Genomic DNA, 22,136 nt, shown 5'->3' on the forward strand with positions numbered 1-22,136 from the left:
CTAACCCTAGTTGCCCACCAGTCCGCTGTCACGCCGCACCCGGCGTTCGTTGCCGAAGCGGCGGGTCAGGCCGACGCGGTCGAAGTGCTCCAGCAACTGGATGCTGCGCTTGCGCCCCAGGCCGATGCGGTCGCGGAAGGCGGCGGCGCGCACGGCGCCCTGCTCGGCTTCGAGCGCTAGCAGAGCTTGCGCCGCGCGCCGCAGGGTGGCTTCCGGGTAGAACAGATCGCGCACCACCTGCTGCAGCTGCCCCAGCCGCGCCAGCTTGCGCAGCAGCAGGCGCATGTCGGCTTCGGCCGTGCCGGTGTCGCGGGCCAGATCGCGCACCCAGGGCGGGTCGAAGCCGCCGGCTTCCAGCAGCGGCCAGATACGCGCCTTGAGCGCTTCCTCCGCCTCATCCAGTCGCACCTGATGGTCCGGGCGATGCAGCCAGGGTCCGCTGCTGGCCACCTCGCCACGGACCATGCTCTCCTCCAGCCGGGCGATGAACACCGGGCGTTCCAGTTGCGGCACCACGTAGCGGCGCAGGCGATCGCGATCCGGGCCCAGCTCGTCCGGCTGTTCCTCGTGAAAGCGCTGCAGACCGGCGACCAGCGTCTCGCCCAGCTGCTCCCAGCGCTCGGCCAGCAACAGCCGCGGGCCGACGCGGGTGGCAATGCGCAGTACCCCTTCGGGCAACGGCCAACTGTCGGGCAGACGGTTGAACTGACGTTCCAGCATGGCCGGTTCCAGGCCGTTGGGCGCATGGGCCAGCAGCACCGGCAGGGCGCTTTCCAGCCCGCCTGCGACCAGCGCTTGCAGTTGCGCCAGACGCTCCGGGCTGCGCCGCTGGCGACTGGGCGCAAAGGGATCCAGCACCCGGCCGCCGCCCAGGGTCTGGCGGGCGCTCTGGTCGCGCAGCACCAGGGCATCGCCGTGCACGGCGTGCAGCGGTGCGTTCAGCACCAGTTGCGCCAGGCCCTGCGTGCCGGGCTCCAGCAGCTCGCCTTCCAGCAGGGCGACGCGCCCGCTGACATCCTGCGCGGCGAGGTGCACATGCACCGGCGTCCAGTGGCGCAGCGGGCGCACGCCAGGCAGCAGGCGCAACTGCACATCCAGACGGCTGGACGGGGCATGCAGCGCCGGCGCCAGCAGCCAGTCGCCGCGCCGGATGCGTTCCGGGGACACGCGCTCCCCGGCCAGATTCAGCGCCACCCGCTGTCCCGCCCAGGCCTGCCGGGCCTCCCGGTTCTGCGCGTGCAGGCCGCGCACCCGCACCCGGAGCCCGGCGGGACTGAGCAGCAGCTCGTCACCGACGCTGACCGTACCCGCAAAGGCGGTGCCGGTGACCACCGTGCCGGCGCCGCCGATGCTGAAGGCGCGGTCGATGGCCAGGCGGAAGTGCCCCGCGGCGCGCCGTCGCCGGCAGGCGCCGGCCTCGTCGATCAGCGCGGCGCGCAGGGCCGCCACACCCTCGCCGCTGACCGCCGAGACGGGAAACAGCGGCGCGCCGGCCAGCGGTCCGGCCGCCAGCAACTGGCGCACGTCCGCGGCCACCTCGGCGACCCGCGCCGGCTCGACCCGGTCGATCTTGGTGATGGCCACCAGGGCGCGGGGAATGCCCAGCAACTCGACAATCGCCAGGTGCTCGCGGGTCTGCGGCATCACCCCGTCATCGGCGGCCACCACCAGCAGCACCCGGTCGATACCGCTGGCGCCGGCCAGCATGTTGTGGATGAAGCGCTCGTGGCCGGGCACGTCGATAAAGCCCACCGGTTCATCCGCGCCCAGATCCAGATACTGATAACCCAGATCGATAGTCATGCCGCGCTCGCGCTCCTCGCGGCGGTGGTCGCCGGCCTGGCCGGTGAGAGCCTGCAGCAGCGTGGTCTTGCCGTGGTCGATATGGCCGGCGGTCCCGATGATCATTCGCGCAGCAATGGCCACTGGGCCAGGAAGGCCGGTTCGTCATCCAGCTGGCGCAGGTCCAGCCACAGGGCGTCGTCGTCGATGCGCCCGAGCACCGGAATCGGCAGGCCGCGCAGGGTCTCCTCCAGCTGGCGCAGGGCGCGGCTCCTCAGGCGGCGCGGCTGTTGCGGCGTGAAGCGCAGCGCCACGCTCGGCAGCCGGGCAACCGGCTGGGCGCCACTGCCGATCATGCCCAGCGCATCCACCACCTCCAGCTGCCAGTCGGCCGGCAGCGCGCCACTCAGCGCCGGCAGCAGACGCCGGGCCTGGGCACGGATCTCCCCCTGCGGGCGGGTGAGCAGGCGCAGCGTGGGCAGTCGCTCGGCCAGCCGCTCGGGGTCGCGATACAGACGCAGCACCGCCTCCAGGGCGGCCAGGGTCAGCTTGTCGACCCGCAGGGCGCGCTTGAGCGGGTTCTTCTTCAGGCGCTGGATCAGCTCGCGCCGGCCGACGATCAGCCCGGCCTGGGGACCGCCGAGCAGCTTGTCGCCGCTGAAGGTCACCAGCCCGGCGCCGTCGGCCAGCGCCTGGCGCACGGTGGGTTCCTTGGGCAGGCCCCAGCGCGACAGGTCCAGCAGGCTGCCGCTGCCCAGGTCTTCCAGCAGCGGCAGGTCGTGCTGCGCGGCAATGCGCGCCAGCTGGTCGGTCGGCACGCTGGCGGTGAAGCCCTGCACGCTGTAGTTGCTGGTGTGCACGCGCATCAGCAGCGCGCTGCGCGGACCGATGGCGGCCTCGTAGTCGCGCGCGTGGGTGCGGTTGGTGGTGCCCACCTCGACCAGCTTCACCCCGGCGCGGGCCATGATGTCGGGGATGCGGAAGGCGCCGCCGATCTCGATCAGTTCGCCGCGCGAGATGATGCCTTCCTTGCGCGCGCCCAGGCTGTTGAGCGCCAGCAGCACGGCGGCGGCGTTGTTGTTGACCACGGTGACCGCCTCGGCGCCGGTCAGCTCGCACAGGAGTTCCTCGACCAGCGCGTCGCGATCACCGCGCCGGCCGCTGGCCAGGTCGAATTCCAGGTTGCCCGGATGACGGGCCGCCAGCGCCACCGCCTCGATGGCTTCCTCCGGCAGCAGGGCACGCCCCAGGTTGGTGTGCAGCACCGTGCCGGTCAGGTTGAACACCCGGCGCAATTGGCTGCGTTCCCGGCTGGCCAGCCGCTCGCCGACGCGGCCGGCCAGCACGGCGGCCTCCAGCTCCACGGCGGACAAGCGGCCCTGCAGGACGGGTTCGCGCAGCTCGTCCAGCAACTCGCGCAGACTGTGCAGCAGCGCCGCGCGCCCGTGCCGCTCCTGCAACGGAGCCATGGCCGGCGCCTGCAGCAGGCGCTCCACCGAGGGCAGGCGCACCGCCTCGTTCATCCCTCGCCTCCCGGCGCCAGCAGCAGGTTGGGCGCCAGGCGGTGAAAGCCCTGCTCATTCATCAGCATGTCCAGCTCCAGGCTGGCCAGGTCGGCGGACAGGCATTCCCCATCGGAGCGACGCTCCAGGTAGAGCAGCTTGAGGTAGCCATGGCAGCTCGGGCAGGCCTCGGCCTGCACATCGCCGGGCGTGCCGTCGCGGCGCACGTAGTCCAGCTCGCGGGTGGACAGGCACTGGCTGCACTTGAGGCGCACGAAGTGCCACTGCGCCGAGCAGAGCGAGCAGACCAGGTAGCGCAGGCCGTTGAACACGCCCCGGTGGCGGATCACCCCGGCCATGGGCGGCGCGCCGCAGCACGGGCAATGGGTCAGCTCGCCCGGTTCGGGCAGGGCTTCGAGGCGCTCGCGCAGACCGAGCAGCCAGTGGGTCCAGGCCAGCTGCAGACCGGCGCCGAGAAACGGCACCAGCGCCGCCGGCAGGCCTTCGTACTGGCCGGCCAGCAGCGCCACCGCCCAGGCCTTGCGCTGCGACTCGTCGGCACGGTGCAGGCGCGCCAGCGCGGCGCGCACCGTGGGGTTGTCCGCGGTGTAGAAGATGTCCAGCCAGGCATCCAGCAGCGGCTGCCAGCCCCCTTCACGCACCAGGGTATCGACCGACAACGGCGGCAGCCCGTGGCGCAGGGATTCCTGGATGCGCCGTTCGCTCAGCGCCGGCAGGGCGGGCGGCTGGTCGAGAACCTGCTGCTGGGCCCGGCAGACGCCGGCCAGCAGGCGCAGGTATTCGCCCAGCGGGTGATCGGTGGCCAGTGTGTCGAACTGCGCGGCACGCAGAGCGAAAAGGTCATGCGGTGGCAGCTGGATGAACGGCGGCCGTTCGGCCGCCGCCTCGATCTGCCCCGGTTCGAGAAGTTTCCCTGTCACACGACTGTCCTTTTCCGGGTTGGCGCATTCAGCCTAGCTGCGCGGCGGGCGATGCACGGTGCGTGTCGTCGGCGTTTCCTCGCCGGTGAGGTGCCGATACCAGAGGTAATGGTGCTTGCGCGCCCAGGCGCGACTGACGGTGCCGAACAGCATGGCGTCCATCGAGCCTTTCACCCAGATACCGGCATACACGTGCACGATGATGCTCATCACCAGCAGCCAGCCGGCCGCCGCATGAATCACGCTGGCCAGGCGCAGGCTGGTGAGGTCGAACAGGTGGCTGAACCAGGCGCGCCAGATGACCAGGCCGCTGAGCAGCAACACCAGCATGAGCACGATCAGCACCCAGAACAGCAGCTTCTGGCCGGCGTTGTAGCGACCCACCTCCGGCAGGCGCTCCTCGCGGTTGGCCACCACGTCGTTCATCTGCCTGAGCCATTGCCAGTCGCGCCGCTCCATGCCGTTGTGGCGGGCGAAGCGGATGACCAGGAACAGGAAGAACACGAACATCGCCACGCCGAACCAGGGGTGCAGGATGCGCGTCCAGGTGCCGCCGCCGAACAGGCCGGACAAGCCGAACAGCCACGGGTGGAACAGCGCCAGTCCGGACAGGCCGGCGGCCAGGAACAACAGCGCCACCAGCCAGTGGTTGACGCGCTGACCGGCGGTGTAGCGAACGATGGGTCTGCTGCGGATCATCTCGGGGTTCCTCCGCTTCGCGGGTCGCGGGGATCGACCTGGTGCACACCGGGGTCGACCTGGTGCACCACAGGTTCGCCAGAAGGCGGCAGCGGATCACCTGCCTCGGGGTCGTAGTCTTCCTCGACGCGGTTCGGGCCGATGCCCACGTAGTGGAAGAAACCACCGAGCACCGCCGCGCCCATGGCCAGCAGCGCCAGCGGCTTGGTGACGCCCTTCCACAGGCTGACCAACGGACTGATGGTCGGGTCCTGGGCCAGACCGCTGTACAGCTGCGGCTGATCGGCGTGGTGCAGCACATACATCACGTGGGTGCCCCCAACACCGGCCGGATCGTACAGCCCGGCCTGCTCGAAGCCGCGCTCCTTGAGGTCGGCGATGCGTCCGGCGGCGTGGTTGCGCATGTCGTCCTTGCTGCCGAAGACGATGGCGCCGGTCGGGCAGGTCTTCACGCAGGCCGGCTCCAGGCCCACCGCCACGCGGTCGGAACACAGGGTGCACTTGTAGGCCTTCTTGTCCTTGGCGGACAGACGCGGGATGTTGAAGGGGCAGCCGGTGATGCAGTAGCCGCAGCCGATGCAGTGGTCCTGGTTGAAGTCGACGATGCCGTTGGCGTACTTCACGATCGCGCCGGGGCTCGGGCAGGCCTTCAGGCAGCCCGGCTCGGCGCAGTGCATGCAGCCGTCCTTGCGGATCAGCCATTCCAGGTTGCCCGAGTCCGGGTTCTCGTACTCGGCGAAGCGCATCAGCGTCCAGGACTCGGCGGTCAGGTCCATGGGGTTGTCGTAGATGCCGTGGTTCTCGCCCACCTCGTCACGCAGGTCGTTCCACTCCGAGCACGCCACCTGGCAGGCCTTGCAGCCGATGCACTTGGAGGTGTCGATCAGCTTGGCCACCTCCATCGTGTCGCGCACCGAGGGCGGTTGCGTGGTGGTGGCGGAGCGGGCAATCAGGTCTTGGGTCGCCATGTCATGCCTTCTCCACGTTGACCAGGAAGGACTTGAACTCCGGGGTCTGGGTGTTGCCGTCGCCCACGAACGGAGTCAGCGTGTTGGTGATGAAGCCGTTCTTGGCCAGTCCCGAGAAGCCCCAGTGCAGCGGGATGCCCACGTGGTGCACCGTGCGCCCGTCCACGGTGAGCGGGCGGATGCGCTTGGTGACTACCGCCACCGCCTTGATGTAGCCGCGGTTGGACGACACCTTCACGCGGTCGCCGGCGGCGATGCCCAGCTCGCTGGCCAATGCCTCGCCGATCTCCACGAACTGCTCCGGCTGGGTGATCGCATTCAGCCGGCAGTGCTTGGTCCAGAAATGGAAATGCTCGGTGAGGCGGTAGGTGGTGGCCGCGTAGGGAAATTCCTCGGCGGTGCCGAACAGCTCCATGTCGTTCTTGAACACCCGCGCCGCCGGGTTGCTGCGCGCCAAGGGGTTGTCCGGGTGCAACGGGTTGCGGCCGATGGGCGTCTCGAACGGCTCGTAGTGCTCGGGGAACGGGCCCTCGGCCATCATGTCCACGGCGAAGAAGCGCGCCGTGCCCTCGGGGGTCATGATGAACGGGCTCATGCCCTCCTCCGGCGGCGAGTCGAGCTTGAAGTCGGGGACGTCCGTGCCGGCCCAGCGCGTGCCGTTCCACCACACCAGGCGCTTCTTCACCGGATCCCAGGGCTGGCCGTCCGGCCGCGCCGAGGCGCGGTTGTAGAGAATCCGCCGGTTGGCCGGCCACGCCCAGGCCCAGCCCAGGGTCTGGCCCATGCCGAAGGGGTCGGCGTTGTCGCGCCGCGCCATCTGGTTGCCCTGCTGGGTCCAGGAGCCGGACCATATCCAGCAGCCGCAGGCCGTGGAACCGTCGGCGCGCAACTGGCCGAAGCCGGCCAGCTGTTCGCCGGCACGCACCTCGACCGCGCCGGTGTTCGGGTCCGTCAGGTTGGTCAGCGCCTTGCCGCTGTACTCCATGGCGATTTCTTCGGCGCTGGGCTCGTCGGGGCGCGCGTAGTTCCAGTGCAGGCCGAGGATCGGATCGGGGAACACGCCGCCCTCGCTCAGGTACAGCTCGCGCAGCCGGTGATACAGGCCGGCCATGATGTGCACGTCGGTGCGCGCCAGCCCTGGCGGGTCACCGGCCTTCCAGTGCCATTGCAGCCAGCGACCACTGTTGACCAGCGCGCCATTCTCCTCGGCGAAGCAGGTGGTGGGCAGGCGGAACACCGTGGTCTGGATGGCGGCGGTGTCCACATCGTTGTGCTCGCCGGCGTTGCGCCAGAACTCGGCCGTCTCGGTCTGCAGAGGGTCCATGACCACCAGGTACTTCAGCCGCGACAGCGCGGCGCTGACCTTGGCCTTGTTGGGGAACGAGCCGATGGGATTGAAGCCCTGGCAGAAGTACCCGTTGATCTGCCCCTCGTACATCATGTCGAACACTTTCAGCACGTCGTATCCGGGGATATCCAGCTTCGGCAGCCAGTCGTAGGCCCAGTTGTTTTCCACCGTGGCGTTGGGTCCGAACCAGGCCTTCATCAGGCTGACGTGGAAGCGCTCGTAGTACTGCCAGTAGGACAGCTGGTTGGGCCGCAGCGGCCGCGGCGCCCGCCCGGCGATGTAGGCGGCGTAGTCCTGCTCGGTGTCCCGGGGCAGGGTCAGGTAGCCGGGCAGCAGGTTGGAGAGCAGGCCCAGGTCGGTGAGTCCCTGGATGTTGGAGTGACCACGCAGGGCGTTCATGCCGCCGCCCGGCATGCCGATGTTGCCCAGCAGCAGCTGCACCATGGCGCCGCAGCGGATCATCTGCGAGCCCACGGTGTGCTGGGTCCAGCCCAGGGCGTACATGATGGTCATGACCTTGCCGGGCGCCGAGGTTTCCGCCACGGCCTCCCAGACCTTGAGCATCAGGTCCTGCGGCGTGCCGCAGATGCTGCTGACCAGTTCCGGCGTGTAGCGGCTGTAGTGGGCGCGCAGCAGCTGGTAGACGCAGCGCGGATGGCTGAGCGTCGGGTCGGTCAGCGCGTAGCCGTCCGGGCCGATTTCGTAGTTCCAGGTCGACTTGTCCGGATAGCCGCGTCGCTCGGCGTCGTAGCCGTCGAACAGGCCGTTCTCGAAGCCGAAGCCCTCGCGCACGATCAGCGGCAGGTCGGTGTAGTTGCGCACGTACTCGTGCTGGATCTTGTCGTTCTCCAGCAGGTAGTTGATCAACCCGCCCAGGAAGGCGATGTCGGTGCCGGTGCGGATCGGTGCGTACAGGTCGGCCACCGAGGCCGAGCGGTTGAAGCGCGGGTCGACCACGATCAGCCGGGCCTTGTTGTGAGCCTTGGCTTCGGTCACCCACTTGAAGCCGCACGGGTGGGCTTCGGCGGCGTTGCCGCCCATGATCAGGATCAGATCGGCATTCTGGATGTCACTCCAGTGGTTCGTCATGGCACCGCGGCCAAACGTCGGGGCAAGACCTGCCACCGTCGGGCCGTGTCAGACACGCGCCTGGTTATCGAACCCCAGCATGCCGAGGGCGCGCACCACCTTGTGGGTGATGTAGCCGGACTCGTTGGACGACGCCGAGGCCGCCAGGAAGCCGGTGCTCAGCCAGCGGTTGACGGTCTGCCCCTGTTCGTTGCGCTCGATGAAGTTGGCGTCGCGATCGTCCTTCATCAGCCGGGCGATGCGATCCAGGGCGTCGTCCCAGCTGATCGGCGTCCACGTGTCGCTGCCGGGCTCGCGCACCTCCGGCTGGGTCAGGCGGTGCGGGCTGTGGACGAAGTCCAGCAGGCCGGCGCCCTTCGGGCACAGGGTGCCGCGATTGACCGGATGATCCGAGTCACCCTCGATGTGGATGATTTCCTGGCTGACGTTCTTGCCACCACTGCCCTGGCTGTACAGGATCAGCCCGCAGCCGACCGAGCAGTACGGGCAGGTGTTGCGGGTTTCCCGGGTGTGGGCGAGTTTGAAGTGGCGAATCGATTCGGCGTAGGCGGGTGGCGGAGCCATGCCCAGCGCCGCCAGGCTGGACGCCCCAAGGCCGACACCGCAGACCTTGAAGAACTGCCGACGGTTCATGTCCATCACGCATCTCCTGCTCAGGCTGGCCGGTCCCTGCGGTCGTGCGGTGCCGCAGGCTGTGCCGGCAGGCGCGACCTCTGCCAAGGTCGTCACCTCTGGTTAAACAGTAGCCAATGCCGGCCAGTTGGCAATCGACCAGCCCGACGGCCATCCCCACAGGCTCGCAAAGTCACGCCGAGAGCCCCTACACTGCGCGTCCATTCAACGGAAGGTCGATGCGATGCGGGTAGAAGGCTTTTTCGAAAGCATGGGCGAGGCGCTGGGCACCCTGCTGCGCTGGATCATCGATGGCCTGTATGGGCTGTTCGAGGCGATCGCCGATGCCGGCCGCGGCTTTCTCAACGGCTTGGCCAGCGCCCTGGGCATGGACGCCTCGCTGCTCAGCCTGGCGGCGCTGGTCGTCGGCCTGCTGATCCTGGTGTCGGCAGTGCGCGCCCTGCTGCGCCGCGCCTTCATTTCCGGCGTGCTGCTGTTGCTGCTGGGCCTGTGGCTGCTCAGCCTGTTCATTCACTGAACAGCCGATTGGGCAGCCTCACACGCTTCGAGTAAACTGCGCCGTCTTTTACCCCGATGAAACGATCAGTCTGATGCCCAAGACGTTCCATGAAATCCCCCGCCAGCGTCCCGCCACGCCCCTGCTCGACCGCGCCGCAACGCCCGTCGAGCTGCGCCGTCTGAGCGAAGCGGAACTGGAACAACTGGCCGACGAACTGCGCCAGGAGCTGCTCTACAGTGTCGGGCAGACCGGAGGCCACTTCGGCGCCGGGCTCGGCGTGATCGAGCTGACCATTGCCCTGCACTACATCTTCGACACCCCGGATGACCGGCTGGTGTGGGACGTGGGCCATCAGGCGTATCCGCACAAGATCCTCACCGGTCGTCGCCAGCGCATGGGCACCCTGCGCCAGAAGGACGGCCTGGCCGCCTTCCCGCGCCGCAGCGAGAGCGAGTACGACACCTTCGGCGTCGGCCACTCCAGCACCAGCATCGGCGCGGCGCTGGGCATGGCCATCGCCAACCGCCTGCGCGGCGAGAAGCGCAAGGCCATCGCGGTGATCGGCGATGGCGCGCTGACCGCCGGCATGGCCTTCGAGGCGCTCAACCACGCCCCGGAAGTCGGCGCCGACATGCTGGTGGTGCTCAACGACAACGACATGTCGATCTCGCGCAACGTCGGCGGCATGTCCAACTACCTGGCCAAGATCCTTTCCAGCCGTACCTACGCCTCCATGCGCGAGGGCAGCAAGAAGGTGCTGTCGCGCCTGCCCGGCGCCTGGGAAATCGCCCGCCGCACCGAGGAATACGCCAAGGGCATGCTGGTGCCCGGCACCCTGTTCGAGGAACTGGGCTGGAACTACATCGGCCCCATCGACGGCCACGACCTGCCGACCCTGATTGCCACCCTGCGCAACATGCGCGACCTGTCCGGGCCGCAGTTCCTGCACGTGGTGACCAAGAAGGGCAAGGGCTTCGCCCCGGCCGAGCTGGACCCGATCGCCTGGCACGCCATCAACAAGCTGGAAGACGCACCCAAGGCCCCGAAGAAGCCGGCCGGCCCGCGCTATTCCAACGTGTTCGGCCAGTGGCTGTGCGACATGGCCGCCCAGGACGCGCGCCTCTTGGGCATCACCCCGGCCATGAAGGAAGGCTCCGACCTGGTGGCCTTCAGCGAGCGCTTCCCGGACCGCTACTTCGACGTGGCCATCGCCGAGCAGCATGCCGTGACCCTCGCCGCCGGCATGGCCTGCGAAGGCGCCAAGCCGGTGGTGGCGATCTACTCCACCTTCCTGCAGCGCGCCTACGACCAGCTGATTCACGACGTGGCGGTGCAGGACCTCGATGTGCTGTTCGCCATCGACCGCGCCGGCCTGGTCGGCGAGGACGGCCCGACTCACGCCGGCAGCTTCGACCTCTCCTACTTGCGCTGCATCCCCGGCATGGTGGTCATGACCCCCAGCGACGAGAACGAGTTGCGCCGCATGCTGACCACCGGCTTCCTGCACAACGGGCCGGCCGCCGTGCGCTACCCGCGCGGCACCGGCCCGAACGCGCCGCTGGAGCCGGGCCTGCAGCCACTGGACATCGGCAAGGGCGTGATCCGTCGCCAGGGCCGGCGCGTCGCCCTGCTGGCCTTCGGCGTGCAGCTGGCCGAAGCCTTGAAGGTCGGCGAAACCCTGGACGCTACCGTGGTGGACATGCGTTTCGTCAAGCCGCTGGACGAGGCCCTGGTGCGCCAGCTGGCTGCAGAGCATGAGCTGCTGGTGACCCTCGAGGAAAACAGCATCATGGGCGGCGCCGGCAGCGCGGTCAGCGAGTTCCTTAGCAGCGAAGCCATCGTCAAGCCGCTGCTGCACCTGGGCCTGCCGGACCGCTATGTGGAACATGCCAAGCCGAGCGAAATGCTCGCCGAGTGCGGGCTGGACGAGGCGGGGATCGAAGCGGCGGTGCGAAAGCGGCTGGACAGCCTGTAGGGCGGACAACGCTGTTTTGTCCGCCGGACACGGCTTCGGTTGGGAACCATCGGCGGACAGGAAAGCGCTGTCCGCCCTACATCCGGTCGGTGCAGCTGTAGGGCGGACAACGTTGTTTTGTCCGCCGAACGCGGCTTCGGTCGGGAACCATCGGCGGACAGGAAGGCACTGTCCGCGCTACGCCCCTAGCCCCCCTGATGCTTGTCCCGCCCCGCTGCCGGCAGTAAGGTTCCGGCGGCCCCCTTTTTCATTCCTTCCGCACCGACCCGCTCGGTGCTATCGAGCGCCTTGATGTCTTCCCTGCCCTGCTTCAACCTTTCCGCTCCCGACACCGCCATCCTGCCGGCCCTGCGCCACAAGATCGATCGCAAGACCAAGCCCCTCGGCGCCCTTGGCCAGCTGGAGGCCCTGGCCTTGCAGATCGGCTGGGTACAGCAGACCCTCAGCCCCGAGCTGAACCGCCCGAGCCTGACCATTTTCGCTGCGGACCACGGTCTGGCCCGTTCCGGCGTCAGCGCCTATCCGGCCGAAGTCACCCCGCAGATGGTGTACAACTTCCTGGCCGGCGGCGCCGCCACCAACAGCTTCGCGCGCCAGCATGGCTTCGCCTTCCAGGTGGTGGATGCCGGGGTGAACCACGACTTCCCCACCGACCTGCCGCTGCGCCACGAGAAAATCGCCCACGGTACCGCCAACTGCCTCGAAGGCCCGGCCATGAGCCGCGAGCAGGCGCTGCGCTGCCTGGAAACCGGCCGACGCATCGCCCACGAGGAAGTCGCCCTGGGTAGCAACGTGCTGGCCTTCGGCGAGATGGGTATCGGCAACACCTCCGCCGCCACGCTGCTCAGCCACCTGCTGGCCGACCTGCCGATCGCCGCCTGCACCGGACGCGGCACCGGCCTGGACGACGCCGGCCTGGCGCGCAAGGTCGCCACCCTGCAGGCGGTGGCCGAGCGCGTCGGCCCCGGCCCGCACGACGCCCTGAATGCTCTTGCCGAAGTCGGCGGCTTCGAGGTGGCGATGATGACCGGCGCCATGCTGGGCAGCGCCGAGAAGGGTGCGCTGATCCTGGTCGACGGCTTCATCGCCACCGCCGCGCTGCTGGCCGCCATGCGGATCGCGCCGGCGGTGCGCGACTACGCGGTATTTGGCCACCGCTCCCAGGAAGGCGGCCATCCGCTGTTGCTGGCGCACCTCAAGGCCACGCCCCTGCTGCAGCTGGACCTGCGCCTGGGCGAAGGCAGCGGCGCGGTGCTGGCCTTCCCGCTGTTGCAGGCCGCCTGCGGCTTCCTCAACGAGATGGCCTCGTTCGAATCCGCCGGCGTCTCCGACAAGGGCAGCGACCGATGAGCGAGCGCTCCGCCCTGCGCCGGGAGACCGATCGCTTCCTGCTCTCGCTGCAGTTCTTCACCCGCGTGCCGATCCCCGCGCGGGTGCCCTATTCCGAGGACGAGCTGAACAGGGCGGCGATTTACTTCCCGCTGATCGGCACGCTGATCGGCGCGGCCTGCGCGCTGATCTACTGGGGCGCCAGCTTCCTGTGGGATGCGCCGATCGCCATCTTCCTGAGCATGGTGTTCGGCCTGCTGCTCACCGGCTGCTTCCACGAGGACGGTCTGGCCGACTGCATGGACGGCATGGGCGGCGGCTGGGACCGCGAGCGCATCCTCGCCATCATGCAGGACTCGCGGCTGGGCACTTACGGCGCCGCTACTCTGCTCGCGGCGCTGGCCGGCAAGTTCCTGCTGCTGGTCTCGCTGCCCGCCGCGCTGGTGATTCCGCTGCTGATCCTCGCCCACGCCGTCAGCCGCCTGAACGCGGCGACCATGATGCTCACCGAGTCCTACGCCCGCCCGGAAGGCAAGGCCAAGCCGCTGGCGGTGCGCATCTCGCTGCTCGGCCTGCTGATCGCCGCCGCGCTGGCCCTGGCGCCGTTCCTGTGGATCGAACTGCCGCCCCTGCTGTGGCTGGCGGTGCTGCCGCTGATTCCCCTGCGCCTGTGGTTCGCCCGCTGGCTGCGCAAGTGGATCGGCGGCTTCACCGGCGACTGCCTGGGCGCGCTGCAACAATTGAGCGAGCTGACCTTCCTGCTCGGGGCGTTGGCGCTGTGCCGCTTTATCTGATCCGCCACACCCGCGTCGGCTGCGCGCCGGGGCTGTGCTACGGCCAGCTGGATGTACCGCTGGCCGACAGCTTCGCTGCCGAAGCCCAGGCCGTGCGAAATGAGCTGGCCCAGAACTTTCCCGACGGCCTGCCGCCGGTGTGGAGCAGCCCCAGCCGGCGCTGCCGCACACTGGCCGATGCCCTGGAGCTGCCCTACCGCACCGATGCGCGACTGATGGAGCTGAACTTCGGCGCCTGGGAAGGTCGCACCTGGGCGGAGCTGGACTCCCCAGAGGCGCGTCACTGGGGCGATCACTGGCAGAGTGCCGCGCCGCCCGGCGGTGAGTCCCTGCCCCAACTGCTGGCCCGGCTGCGGGAATTCCTCGCCGAGATCGAAACCGGCGATGCCCTGCTGATCACCCATGCCGGGCCGATCCGCGCGCTGCATCACCTGCTGCTCGGCGAACCCCTGGAAACGGCGTTTCGCCGGCCGGTGGGCTACGGCCAATTGCTGCGCCTGTAACAGAAGCGCGGCCTGCGCACTGACCTGTGGGAGCTCATTCGCGAACTCTTAGTGCGCTCCGCAGCCAGAAGCTCGCGAATGAATTCGCTCCCACAAGCACAAAAGCGGCGCCGCGCATCGGACGCCGCCACCCGCAGGCGCCAGGCCATTCTTAACCCCGGTCATTGCCTCCACGCCCCCCGCCCGTTATGGTGCGCGCGTTTTTCTTGTCGGTGCGCAAGCGTTTTTGCGTTAAACGGGAAGCCGGTGGCGCTCTTTGGAGCCATCCCGGCACTGCCCCCGCAACGGTGAATGACCGCCCCTCGGGCGGCGACTCCAACAGCCACTGGGAATTTTCCCGGGAAGGCGGAGTCGTCAGGGTCATGAGTCCGGAGACCGGCCGACAGGAAGCGACTGGTGTTGCGGAGGGCGGCACCGTCAAGCGCTGTCTCCCGTACGCCGCGCTTGTGATTCTGCCCTCCTCAAAAGCTTTGATCTTTTGAGGAATTCTTCTGATGAAACTGTCCCGCCTGGCCCTGGCGATTGCCCTGGCCTCTCCTGCGGCATTCGCCGCCAATGAAACGCCACGCTTCGATGAACAGCTGAAGCTGCCGGAGGTGGTGGTAACGGCCTCGCGTACCGCCGAAAGCAAGGGCGACACCTACAGCGCCGTAACCGTGTTTACCCGCGATGACATCGAACGCCTGCAGCCGAGCACTGTGCCCGATCTTCTGCGCCGCACCCCAGGCGTGCAGGTCATGCAGAACGGCGGACGCGGCTCAACCGTTGGGGTGTTCGTCCGCGGCACCAAGACGGCACAGACACTGGTGCTGATCGACGGCCAGCGCGCCAACGACACCAACCTCGGCGGTGCTCCACTGAACACTCTGAGCGTGGATCAAATTGAACGGGTCGAAATCCTGCGCGGCCCGCGCTCAGCCATCTACGGTTCCGATGCCATCGGCGGTGTCATCCAGATCTTTACCCGCCGAGCCGAAGGACCCGGCCTGTCTCCGCGCGTTCGGGTTGCCTACGGCAGCCACGACACATGGGAGCAATCCCTAGGCCTGTCCGGCGGCAACAACGCCACCCGCTTCAACCTGAGCCTTAACCACGAGCAGAGCAATGGCTTCAGCCGCTCCAGCCTGAGCACCGGAACGGATGCCGACAACGACGGGTTTGAAAACTCCTCGATTGCCCTGAATCTCAATCATCGTTTCAGCTCGCAGACCGAGGCCGGGCTGAACATCAGCCACACGGACAGTGAGTACGAATACGATGGCTTCGGCTGGAGCCAGTTCCCCTACGACGAGGTCAAGAACAGCTTCTATTCCGCCTACCTCAGCCACCAGTTGACTCAACTCTGGAGTACACGCCTGGAACTGGGGTACTCGGAAGGCGAAATGCACAACCTCGACAGGGCGGCGGTGACCGACAGCTTCAACGAAACCGAGCGCGAAAGCCTGAACTGGACAAACAGCCTGTCCCTGAGCGATGCACAGCGCCTACAGGTCGGCCTCGACTGGTACCGCGACCATATCCACAACTCCGGACGCTACACGGAAGACTCCCGCTACAACGCAGCCGCCTTCCTCCAGCACAGCTACAACGGCGAGAATTTCGGCACTGAAGTGGGCGTGCGCCACGATGACAACCAGCAGTTCGGCACTGAGAACTCGTGGAACGCCGCATTCAAATTGCCCCTGAATGAACGGCACCAGGTCACGCTATCGTATGCGGAAGGCTTCCGGGCTCCGCTGCTCAGCGACCTTTACTACCCAGTGAACTGTTATCCCGGCTGGGGATGCTCCGGCGGCAACCCGGACCTACAGCCGGAAACCTCGCGAACCTACGAACTACGCTGGACCGGCCTGGTCAGCCCGCAGGTGGATATCGAGGCAGCTGCCTATCGCACCGAACTGGAAGACGCCATCAACGGTTGGCCGCCGGCCAACCTGGACGAGGCCCGCATCGACGGCATCGAAGTCACGGTGTCGGCAGACCTGCTGGGCTGGCAGAACCACCTCAGTCTGAGCCTGCTGAACGCCGAGGACCGTGCGACCGGCAACGACTTGGTCAACCGCGCCCGGAAGACGCTGAGCTGGGACATCGATCGCCACTTCGGTCAGTTTGCGGTAGGCGCCAGCTGGAGCGCCTCCGGCCGGACCTATTTCGACCCGGCAAACACCACCGTTATCCCGGGCTATGGCTTGCTGGGACTGCGCGCCCGCTGGCAGGCGCATCCTGAGCTGGAGGTGGCGGTAAAGGTCGATAACCTCTTGGATAAGGCGTACTACACCACCACCAACTTCGGAGTCCCCTATCAGGAAGATGGTCGCTCCGCGCAGCTGGCTTTTACCTGGACTCCCTCCCTGTAACCCCCTAGCGGTTGCCGGCACGCCGGCAACCCGCCATATTCCGCGGGCGCCGCCGATGCGGTGCGTCCCCCTGATTCGACGAGGCGGTATTTCTTGCTGCGAGCCCTGTTCCTGCCCCTGCTCCTGTCGCTTGCCCTGCCGGCACAGGCGGGCGACGCGCCGCAGCGTGTCCTCTCCCTCGACCTGTGCCTGGACTGGATGGTCGTCCATTACCTCCCGCCTGACCGGGTGCTGGCCCTGTCGCCCATGCAGCAGCGCTACCCCATCGACTGGATCGGCCCGCAGTGGCCGACCCACGACGGCAGCCTCGAACAGATCTACGCGCTGCAACCGGACCGGGTAGTGGTCGGGCAGTTCACCAATACCCTGTTGCGCCAGCGGCTGCAGGCGCTCGGCCTGTCGGTGGAGGTGCTGCCGCTGCCGACGACGCTGGCGCAGGTGGCGGCCTATGAGCGGCAGTTCCTGCGCGCCGTTCAGCTACCCGAAACCCTGGCCAGTGCGCCACCCGCGGCGCTGCCGGCGCCGGCTCGCCCGCAGCGTCTGCTGCTGCTCGGCGCCAACGGCATCGGCACCGGGCGCGGCACGCTGGAACACGAAATCCTCGAACGCGCCGGCTGGCGCAACTACCTGACCGCCGAGGGCTACCAGCGCCTGGACCTGGAGCTGGTGGTGGCCGACCCACCGGACGCCATCCTCTGGGCCGCGCCGGAACACCAGGCGCTGGCCAACCAGTTCGCCGAACACCCGGCGCTCAAGCACGCGGTACCCGCCGACCGCTGGCTCACTACCGATTACTGGCGCTGGCAATGCCCCGGCCCCTGGACCTGGGAACTGATAGGACAACTGCACCGATGGCTCGACTGATCACTCCCCTGCTCGCCCTGCTGGCGCTGGGCCTGGCGCTGCTGTCGCTGGGCCTGGGCTCGACGCAGGTGTCGGTCATCACCGGCCTGCTCGACTGGCTGAGCGGCGGCAACGGCGCGGACGCCATCGTGATCGGCGAGATCCGTTTGCCACGCACGCTGCTGGCGCTGGCGGTGGGCGCCGCACTGGGGCTGGCCGGTGCGGCGCTGCAGGGCCTGCTGCGCAACCCGCTGGCCGATCCGGGGCTGACCGGCGCCAGCCAGGGTGCGGCGCTGGGCGCGGCCACGGTGTTCTATTTCGGTCTGCTGCCGTGGGCCGGCGCCTTCGCCCCGGCGCTGGCCGGCCTGTGCGGCGCGGCCATCGCGCTGGTGCTGATGCTGGCGCTGGCCGGTTCCAGTGGCGCCGGCATGGTGCTGCTCGCCGGTCTGGCGATCAGCACGCTGAGCGGCGCGCTGCTGGCGGCGGTGCTCAACTTCGCGCCCAATCCCTATGCCATGCAGGAGCTGGTGTTCTGGCTGCTGGGCTCGGTGTCCGAGCGCGGCCTGGAGCATCTGCTATTGCTCGGCCCGGCGCTGCTAATCGGCTTCGGGCTGATCTGGAGCCAGCGCCGCCTGCTGCTCGGGCTGAGCCTCGGCGAGCAGGTGGCGCAGAGCCTGGGCCTGGCCCACAAGCGCGGCAGCCGGCTGATCGTGCTGGGTTGCGCGCTGCTGGTCGGCGCCTCGGTGGCGGTCGCCGGCGGCATCGGCTTTGTCGGCCTGCTGGTCCCGCACCTGGTACGTCCGCTGGTGCGCCATCGCCCGGACCGTCTGCTGATTCCCTCGGCGCTGGCCGGCGCCAGTCTCGTCTGTCTGGCCGACATGGCGGTGCGCCTGTTGCCGCCGGGCCGCGAACTGAAGCTGGGCGTGCTGACCGCGCTGATCGGCGCGCCGCTGTTCATCTGGCTGGTGTGGAAGGAACGCAAGCAATGGATCTGATTCGCCTCGACCGGCTGGCCGTACCCGGCCGCCTGCAGCCGCTGCGCCTGGCCCTGGCGCCTGGCGAGATGCTGGGCGTGATCGGTCCCAACGGCGCCGGCAAGTCCACCTTGCTCAACGCGCTGGCCGGCGTGCAACCCTACAGCGGCACGCTGGACTACTTCGGTTTCGATGCCCGACGCCTCGGGCCGAAGCAGCGCGCCCAGCGCATCGGCTTTCTGCCGCAGAGCCATCACAGTGCCTGGTCGCTGTGCGTCGAGGACGTGGTGGCGCTCGGGCGCCTGCCCTGGGGCGACGAGGACGCCGCGCTGATCGAGTCGGCGATGGCGCGCACCGGCGTGCTGCCCTGGCGGCGGCGCAAGGTGGCGCAGCTGTCCGGGGGCGAGCAGGCCCGCGTGTGGCTGGCCCGTGTGCTGGCCGGCCAGCCGGTGCTGCTGCTGGCCGACGAGCCGGTGGCCAGTCTGGACCTGCTGCATCAGCGCAAGGTGATGGAGCTGCTGCGCGAACATGCTCGCCAGGACCGCGCGGTGGTGCTGTCGATCCATGATCTGGGCCTGGCCGCGCGCTACTGCGACAAGCTCTGCCTGCTGGCCGAGGGGCAGTTGCTGGCCTTCGGCACCCCTCGGGAAGTGCTGACCGAGGCCCATGTGGCGGCCGCCTTCCAGGTCGAGGTGCATGTGGACCTCGACGCCCAGCCGCCCATCATCCTGCCCAAGTGAGTTCGCCATGGTGCTGAAACTGAGCAAGAACCTCGACGAGGTCTGCTACCCGTTCATCCAGGACACCTCGTACCTCTGCGACTTCGAGGTGGTCACCGACGAGCTGTGCGCACTGATCGGCGGCGCGCTGGCCTACCTGCCGGACGACATGCCCGACCTGCGCGCCGACCTGGAGCAGCTGCAACCGCTGGCCTTTCACGTCAACGGCTCGGTGCGTGGCCGGCTGGCCGTCGAAGAGTCGGATATCGCCTGGCTGAGCGCGCGCCTGGCCCATTACCGGGAGGAAGTGGCGGAACGACTGAAGGGCTTCGTGCTGCCGCGCGGCCTGCCGCCGGTGCCGCAGCTGCACCAGGCGCGCTCGGCGGCCAAGAAGGCCATTCGCGCGCTGGTGAGAGTCGATCAGGAAGGCATCGAGGTGCCCCTGATTCTGCCGCGCATGTGCAACCTGATGTGCAACTTCTTCTTCGTGCTGACGCTGGTGGTGAACCAGCGCCGCGGCTTCGCGGAGCGCTACTTCACCAGCAAGAGCTACGGCAGGAGCACCTGACGCGGGATGCGGTAGACGAGGGAAAACAGCGCGCTGCCGGTCACCAGCAGCAGGCCCGCCACGCCTTCCAGGCCCAGCGGACTGGCCAGCGCGGCCAGCCAGGCCGGCAGGCTGGCCCACAGCATGCCGTTGCGCTGCGCGCGGGCCAGGACGGCCCAGCGCTGGTCTTCCAGCGCCGCATCGAACGGCGGTTTGAGCGCCCAGAGCGCACGCTTGAAGTGCGGGAAGATCTTCAGGGTCGGCAGCAGACCGCACAGGCCGATGACGAACAGCGTCATCGGCGGCAACTGCGCCACTTCCGGCACGTTGACCAGCAGCAGCCAGGGCAGCACAGCGGCCAGCAACATAAGCCACCACACACGATTGAGCCGTCGATGCCGTGTCATGCGCTCCATCAGGTGTCCGACTCGTCCTGATGCAGGTTGCCGAGCATGTGGCCGAGCTTGCCGGCCTTGGTGCGCAGGTAGTTGCGGTTGTGCGGGTTGAGGCCGGTGAGCAGCGGCTTGCGCTCGGCGATGCGGATGCCGAAGCCTTCCAGCGCATTCACCTTGCGCGGGTTGTTGGTCATCAGCTTGAGCGCGTGGATGCCCAGGTGGTCGAGCATCGGCAGGCAGATGCTGTATTCGCGCTGATCGGCGGCAAAGCCCAGGCGCTCGTTGGCTTCCACGGTGTCGGCGCCGCCGTCCTGCAGGTGATAGGCGCGGATCTTGTTCAGCAGGCCGATGCCACGGCCTTCCTGGCGCAGGTAGAGCAGCACGCCGCGCCCTTCCTTGGCGATGGCCTGCAGCGCCGCTTCCAGCTGGTAGCCGCAGTCGCAGCGCTGGCTGAACAGCGCATCGCCGGTCAGACACTCGGAGTGCACGCGACCGAGCACCGGGGCGCCGTCCTCGAAGCTGCCCATGGTCAGCGCCACGTGCTCCTTGCCGGTGGCCTCGTCGAGGAAACCGTGCATGGTGAATTCGCCAAAGGGGGTGGGCAGTTTGGAAGCGGCGACGAAAACGACGGACACCGGAGGCGCTCCAGAAAAGGAAAGGCCGGGATTATAACCCCAGTCAAGCGGCTTGCGGGCGACGCCCGGCCGCTACAGACGCGACTCCAGCACCAGCACGCCGTGCTCCTCACGCCAGCGCACACGGTTGAGGAAGCTCATGCCCAGCAGCGCCTGGTTGAGCGCGTTGCCCTGCAGCACCACGGCCTCCACGCCGGGCACTTCCAGGCCGCCGACGTTGACCCGGTCCAGGTGCACGCGCCAGCCATTCACCACGCCGTTGGCGGTGTTGGCCCGCATCGGTGTGCCCTTCTGATAATCCAGGCCAAGGCGTCGCGCCTGCTGCTCATTGATCGCCAGACTGGTGGCGCCGGTGTCCACCAGCAGCGGCAGCGAAACGCCGTTCACCGCGCCGATCACCCGGTAATGGCCACCCTCGCCCCGGGCGATGCTGACCTGCTGACGGGTCGGCGCGCTGAAGCCGGCGGACTGCTCGCGACCCAGCTCGACACGCCGCGTATGACCATCAATGCGCAGCAACGCGCCCTGCGCATCAGCGGCCACCAGCACCACCCCGCCAGGACCGGTCTCGCCGACCCGCACCAGCTTGCGCTCGCCGTCCACCGTCAGCACGGCGGCATTGGGAAACAGACCGACCACCTGCACGTGACCCGGCGCGGCTTGGGCGAGCGAGGCAGCCAGCATCAGGCTGGCGAACGGAAGGAAACGGAACATCGGCACTCCCTGCGCGGCATCGGAAAAGGATGGGCAGGATAGCCAGCTTCATGCACGGGGACGCGGGGATGGGTCACAGCGCAGGCGGCAATCGTCAGCCGGAGTCGGCAAGCGTTGTCTGCGAATCGTTACCCATTCACTGGCCGCGGCCACAGCCCACAAGGGTTGCGTGGAATTGGCATGCATGCTGCTAAATCCTCGTTGTGCATTAGCAACCCTGCGAAATGGAGATCCAGCATGCAAATTGCCTCGCCCTCGGCTTCACCCATCCAAGCCTTCACTCCCAGCGCTGCCAGAGCGACGCAAACACCAACCGAAGCCACGCCCCAAGCGTCCAATCGCCCGGCTGATAGCGTCACGCTGCCCGATGCCGGTCTGCGGGCAGCCAAGGCGGCGCAAACACCTGATCATCCGCTAGAGATGTACCAGTTGCCTGCCTGGATGGCCGGCAGCTATATCGAGGCGCCCAATACCCTGGGGGCAAGCGCCAATTGGTTGGATGAGCGCTATCCCCAGGTTGCGGCGGCCTCGTCCGCCGAGCGCACCGAATACTCCCAGCTGCTGCAGAGTACCTACCAGGCGCTGCTGAAGGACAACGGCATCCAGAGCGTGGAGGATCACTACCAGGCCGTAATTCTCGACCGCGAATCCAGCGAGTCGCTGCGGCTGCAGATGCGGGAGCGAGTGGCGGCTGATCCCCGATTGCTGGAGCTGATGAATCGGCTGGGGCTGGGCAAGGAGTGGGCCTAGTCCTGTGCGAGCTTCGTAGGGCGGACAGCGTTGTCCTGGCCGCCGTCGCGCCGGAACGGCGTGCCTAACGGCCCGCTTGGTGGCTCGGTGAAGCGCGAGCCACCCTACGACTCGTGCCGTGGGAGCGAATTCATTCGCGA

General features: G+C 68.2%; 20 protein-coding genes and 1 riboswitch. Of the genes, 11 read left to right on the top strand and 9 right to left on the bottom strand.

The genetic code is table 11. The features are described 5' to 3' along the window. Window positions 1-6: 6 nt before the first annotated feature. The 6 genes from selB to fdnG are packed head-to-tail and all read right to left on the bottom strand — an operon-like array spanning window position 7 to window position 8,968. On the bottom strand, window positions 7-1,908 hold the full coding sequence (gene selB / locus SF06_RS04550) for a selenocysteine-specific translation elongation factor (protein WP_039560159.1): 1,902 nt from the start codon (window positions 1,906-1,908) through the stop codon (window positions 7-9). Further along, a complete protein-coding gene (selA, locus tag SF06_RS04555) occupies window positions 1,905-3,305 on the bottom strand; it encodes an L-seryl-tRNA(Sec) selenium transferase (protein WP_039560160.1) in 1,401 nt (466 codons plus the stop codon). The genes selB and selA overlap by 4 nt, the downstream gene beginning before the upstream one ends. Continuing rightward, complete coding sequence (gene fdhE, locus SF06_RS04560) at window positions 3,302-4,225, bottom strand: formate dehydrogenase accessory protein FdhE (RefSeq protein WP_027589826.1); 924 nt, start codon at window positions 4,223-4,225, stop codon at window positions 3,302-3,304. Before fdhE ends, selA begins: the two co-directional genes overlap by 4 nt. A gap of 33 nt (window positions 4,226-4,258) precedes the next feature. Then, window positions 4,259-4,924, bottom strand: a complete 666-nt coding sequence (locus tag SF06_RS04565; protein WP_052199713.1) for a formate dehydrogenase subunit gamma — start codon at window positions 4,922-4,924, stop codon at window positions 4,259-4,261. After that, complete coding sequence (gene fdxH / locus SF06_RS04570; protein WP_027589825.1) at window positions 4,921-5,892, bottom strand: formate dehydrogenase subunit beta; 972 nt, start codon at window positions 5,890-5,892, stop codon at window positions 4,921-4,923. Before fdxH ends, SF06_RS04565 begins: the two co-directional genes overlap by 4 nt. Before the next feature lies 1 nt (window position 5,893). Further along, window positions 5,894-8,968 (bottom strand): formate dehydrogenase-N subunit alpha, encoded by a 3,075-nt coding sequence (fdnG, locus tag SF06_RS04575; protein WP_139326753.1) that lies wholly within the window; start codon window positions 8,966-8,968, stop codon window positions 5,894-5,896. Window positions 8,969-9,185: 217 nt separating this feature from the next. Between fdnG and SF06_RS04585 the strand changes: the two genes are divergently transcribed. The 10 genes from SF06_RS04585 to SF06_RS04630 all read left to right on the top strand — a co-directional run bounded on the left by SF06_RS04585 (window position 9,186) and on the right by SF06_RS04630 (window position 19,523). Next, window positions 9,186-9,479 carry a hypothetical protein gene (locus SF06_RS04585; RefSeq protein ID WP_027589822.1) on the top strand — a complete coding sequence of 98 codons (294 nt, stop codon included), beginning with the start codon at window positions 9,186-9,188 and terminating at the stop codon, window positions 9,477-9,479. A 73-nt stretch (window positions 9,480-9,552) separates the two neighbouring features. Then, entirely contained in the window at window positions 9,553-11,436 is a 1,884-nt protein-coding gene (dxs, locus tag SF06_RS04590; RefSeq protein WP_039560161.1) for a 1-deoxy-D-xylulose-5-phosphate synthase, read from the top strand. A gap of 291 nt (window positions 11,437-11,727) precedes the next feature. Further along, the gene (cobT, locus tag SF06_RS04595) at window positions 11,728-12,786 is read left to right on the top strand and encodes a nicotinate-nucleotide--dimethylbenzimidazole phosphoribosyltransferase (RefSeq protein WP_039560162.1); all 1,059 of its coding nucleotides are present in this window, start codon (window positions 11,728-11,730) and stop codon (window positions 12,784-12,786) included. Then, window positions 12,783-13,559, top strand: coding sequence for an adenosylcobinamide-GDP ribazoletransferase (locus SF06_RS04600; protein ID WP_081993399.1), 777 nt, complete (start codon window positions 12,783-12,785; stop codon window positions 13,557-13,559). Before cobT ends, SF06_RS04600 begins: the two co-directional genes overlap by 4 nt. Next, window positions 13,544-14,062, top strand: coding sequence for an alpha-ribazole phosphatase family protein (cobC, locus tag SF06_RS04605; protein WP_039560163.1), 519 nt, complete (start codon window positions 13,544-13,546; stop codon window positions 14,060-14,062). The genes SF06_RS04600 and cobC overlap by 16 nt, the downstream gene beginning before the upstream one ends. Window positions 14,063-14,255: 193 nt before the next feature. After that, window positions 14,256-14,460: riboswitch (cobalamin riboswitch) on the top strand. Window positions 14,461-14,556: 96 nt separating this feature from the next. After that, window positions 14,557-16,419: a TonB-dependent receptor domain-containing protein gene (locus SF06_RS04610; RefSeq protein ID WP_039560164.1), complete on the top strand. Its 1,863-nt coding sequence runs from the start codon at window positions 14,557-14,559 to the stop codon at window positions 16,417-16,419. 93 nt (window positions 16,420-16,512) lie between these two features. Beyond that, a complete protein-coding gene (locus SF06_RS04615) occupies window positions 16,513-17,283 on the top strand; it encodes an ABC transporter substrate-binding protein (RefSeq protein WP_039560165.1) in 771 nt (256 codons plus the stop codon). Next, window positions 17,271-18,257 (top strand): FecCD family ABC transporter permease, encoded by a 987-nt coding sequence (locus SF06_RS04620; RefSeq protein WP_039560166.1) that lies wholly within the window; start codon window positions 17,271-17,273, stop codon window positions 18,255-18,257. The genes SF06_RS04615 and SF06_RS04620 overlap by 13 nt, the downstream gene beginning before the upstream one ends. Then, a complete protein-coding gene (locus tag SF06_RS04625; RefSeq protein ID WP_039560167.1) occupies window positions 18,248-18,976 on the top strand; it encodes an ABC transporter ATP-binding protein in 729 nt (242 codons plus the stop codon). The genes SF06_RS04620 and SF06_RS04625 overlap by 10 nt, the downstream gene beginning before the upstream one ends. 7 nt (window positions 18,977-18,983) lie before the next feature. Continuing rightward, window positions 18,984-19,523, top strand: coding sequence for a cobalamin adenosyltransferase family protein (locus SF06_RS04630; protein WP_039560168.1), 540 nt, complete (start codon window positions 18,984-18,986; stop codon window positions 19,521-19,523). On the opposite strand, the gene SF06_RS04635 is transcribed toward SF06_RS04630, so the two are convergent. The 3 genes from SF06_RS04635 to SF06_RS04645 form a co-directional block, all read right to left on the bottom strand. After that, entirely contained in the window at window positions 19,505-19,870 is a 366-nt protein-coding gene (locus SF06_RS04635) for a hypothetical protein (protein WP_052199714.1), read from the bottom strand. The genes SF06_RS04630 and SF06_RS04635 overlap by 19 nt on opposite strands. A 47-nt stretch (window positions 19,871-19,917) precedes the next feature. Further along, a complete protein-coding gene (gene ribA, locus SF06_RS04640) occupies window positions 19,918-20,532 on the bottom strand; it encodes a GTP cyclohydrolase II (RefSeq protein ID WP_039560170.1) in 615 nt (204 codons plus the stop codon). A 72-nt stretch (window positions 20,533-20,604) separates the two neighbouring features. Beyond that, window positions 20,605-21,246: a retropepsin-like aspartic protease family protein gene (locus SF06_RS04645; RefSeq protein ID WP_039560171.1), complete on the bottom strand. Its 642-nt coding sequence runs from the start codon at window positions 21,244-21,246 to the stop codon at window positions 20,605-20,607. Window positions 21,247-21,483: 237 nt separating this feature from the next. On the opposite strand from SF06_RS04645, the gene SF06_RS18260 reads away from it, so the two are divergent. Further along, window positions 21,484-21,996, top strand: coding sequence for a hypothetical protein (locus tag SF06_RS18260; protein WP_139326754.1), 513 nt, complete (start codon window positions 21,484-21,486; stop codon window positions 21,994-21,996). Window positions 21,997-22,136: the final 140 nt, after the last annotated feature.

The organism is Pseudomonas flexibilis (genome assembly GCF_000802425.1).
Taxonomy (GTDB): Bacteria; Pseudomonadota; Gammaproteobacteria; order Pseudomonadales; family Pseudomonadaceae; genus Serpens; species Serpens flexibilis.